Here is a 2,512-nt window from a genome sequence, read left to right as displayed (position 1 = left end):
ATACGGTGACCGGCCTGACCGACGCGCTGATGGATTCGGTGCCGCTGGTCTGCCTGACCGGCCAGGTGCCAACCCACATGATCGGCAACGACGCCTTCCAGGAAGCCGACACGGTCGGCATCACGCGCCCCTGCACCAAGCACAACTACCTGGTGAAGGACGTCGAGGACCTGGCCTCGGCCATCCACGAAGCGTTCCACGTGGCGCGCACCGGCCGGCCCGGCCCGGTGGTGGTCGACCTGCCCAAGAATGTGCAGATGAGCCAGGCCCCCTATCGGTCGATGAAGCAGTCGCGCATCCGCGGCCGGGTCGAGGTGCGCGAGCCGTCCATGGAGCGGATCGAGCAGGCCGTCGACCTGCTCAAGCGCGCCGAGCGGCCGGTCTTCTATGTCGGCGGCGGCGTGGTGAACTCGGGCACCGAAGCCTGTGCGACGCTCACCGAGCTGGTCCGGGCCACCGGCTACCCGGTCACGCTGACGCTGATGGGTCTCGGCGCCTATCCAGCCTCTGATCCGCAGTTCCTGGGCATGCTCGGCATGCACGGCACCTACGAAGCCAACATGGCCATGCACGACTGCGACGTGATGGTCTGCATCGGTGCGCGCTTCGACGACCGGGTGACCGGTACCACGGCGAAGTTCTCGCCGAACTCGAAGAAGATCCACGTCGACATCGACCCATCTTCGATCAACAAGAACATCGCGGTCGACCTGCCGATCGTGGGCGACGCCCTGCCGACCCTGCGCGCCATGCTGGACGCCTGGAACCGGCGGGACAACGAGCCAGTGAAGAACGAGCGCACGGCGGCCTGGTGGAGCCAGATCGAGGAGTGGCGCGGCAAGAACTCGCTGGGTTTCCGCAACAGCTCCACCCTGATCAAGCCGCAATACGCGATCCAGCGCCTCTACGACCTGACCAGGGACCAGGACGTCTACATCACGACGGACGTCGGCCAGCACCAGATGTGGGCTGCCCAGCACTTCAAGTTCGAGAAGCCGCTGCGCTGGATGACCTCGGGCGGGCTCGGCACCATGGGCTATGGCCTGCCGGCCGCGATCGGCGTGCAGATCGCGCACCCGGACTCGCTGGTGGTCTGCGTGTCCGGCGACGCCTCCTGGCTGATGAACATGCAGGAGATGTCGACGGCCCTCCAGTACCGCCTGCCCGTGAAGTCGTTCATCCTGAACAACAGCTACATGGGCATGGTCCGCCAGTGGCAGGAGTTCTTCCACGGCAACCGCTATGCCGAGAGCTACAACGACAGCCTGCCGGACTTCGTGAAGCTGGCGGAAGCCTTCGGTGCGGTGGGCCTGCGCTGCTCCAAGCCCGATGAGGTCGACGACGTCATCCGCGAGATGCTGAAGGTCGACCGGCCGGTGATCGTCGACTGCATCACCGATCAGGCCGAGAACGTCTACCCGATGATCCCGGGCGGTGCCGCGCATAACGAGATCCAGCTCGCACCGGACGATGACTGGGGCGTGGTCAAGGGCTCCGAAGACGGCATGGTAACCGTCTGAACCAACGCTTCGCTCGATCTCGCCGCGACCGGCACTTCAGTGCCGGTCGCCACCGCACATACCGATAACGGGGATACCCCCGCACATGACGATGCCTGAAGAGCGCCACACCATCGTGGTGCTGGTGGACAATGAACCCGGCGTGCTGGCCCGCGTCATCGGCCTGTTCTCCGGCCGGGGCTACAACATCGAGAGCCTGACCGTCGCCGAGGTCGACAAGGAGCGCGGCCTGTCGCGCATCAACATCGTCACCACCGGCACCCGCCTCGTCATCGAGCAGATCCAGAACCTCCTGGCCCGGCTGGTGCCGGTCCACAAGGTCCAGGACCTGACGGTGGAAGGGCCGCACGTCGAGCGCGAGCTGGCCCTGGTCAAGATCACCGGCACCCGCGAGCGCCTGGTCCAGGCGCTAAGGATCGCCGACTTCATGCACGCGCGCCTGGTCGACAGCTCGCCCGGCTCGTTCGTGTTCGAATGCACCGGTACCTCCGACGAGGTCGATGCCTTCATCTCGCTGGTGGAACCCGCCGAGGTCAGTCGCGCCGGCGTGGTCGCGATCGCGCGCGGCGAGAACATGCTGCAAAGCGACCGCAGCGAGTAATCCGCACCGTCAACATCCGTCATTGTCGAGCCGGGAGGGGCGAAACATGCGCGTCTATTACGATCGGGATGCCGATCTCAACCTGATCAAGTCGAAGAAGGTCGCCATCATCGGCTATGGCAGCCAGGGCTTCGGCCATTCCAACAACCTCAAGGACAGCGGCGTCGCCGAGGTCGTGGTCGGCCTGCGCGCGAACTCGCCCACCCGCAAGAAGGTCGAGGCCGCCGGCCTGAAGGCGATGACGCCCGCCGAGGCCGCGAAGTGGGCCGACGTCGTCATGGTGCTGGTGCCCGACGAGCTCCAGGCCGATCTGTGGGCTGAAGAGCTCGCCGCCAACATGAAGCAGGGCGCTGCGCTGATGTTCGCGCACGGCCTGAACATTCACTTCAAG

3 protein-coding genes are annotated in these 2,512 nt (G+C 65.7%); all 3 read left to right on the top strand.

Annotated features, from left to right (window positions below; translation table 11 throughout):
* On the top strand, window positions 1-1,520 hold a 1,520-nt coding region (gene ilvB / locus EQG76_RS02880; protein ID WP_159710454.1), incomplete at its 5' end, for a biosynthetic-type acetolactate synthase large subunit.
* Window positions 1,521-1,605: 85 nt separating this feature from the next.
* Window positions 1,606-2,121, top strand: coding sequence for an acetolactate synthase small subunit (gene ilvN / locus EQG76_RS02875; protein WP_159710452.1), 516 nt, complete (start codon window positions 1,606-1,608; stop codon window positions 2,119-2,121).
* 46 nt (window positions 2,122-2,167) lie between these two features.
* A partial coding sequence (locus EQG76_RS02870; protein WP_159710450.1) for an NAD(P)-binding domain-containing protein occupies window positions 2,168-2,512 on the top strand: 345 nt, incomplete at its 3' end.

The organism is Geminicoccus flavidas (assembly GCF_009806515.1).
GTDB classification, from domain to species: domain Bacteria; phylum Pseudomonadota; class Alphaproteobacteria; order Geminicoccales; family Geminicoccaceae; genus Geminicoccus; species Geminicoccus flavidus.
Note: the sequence above shows the minus strand (reverse complement) of the source record. Positions and strands in the feature narration are given on the sequence as shown.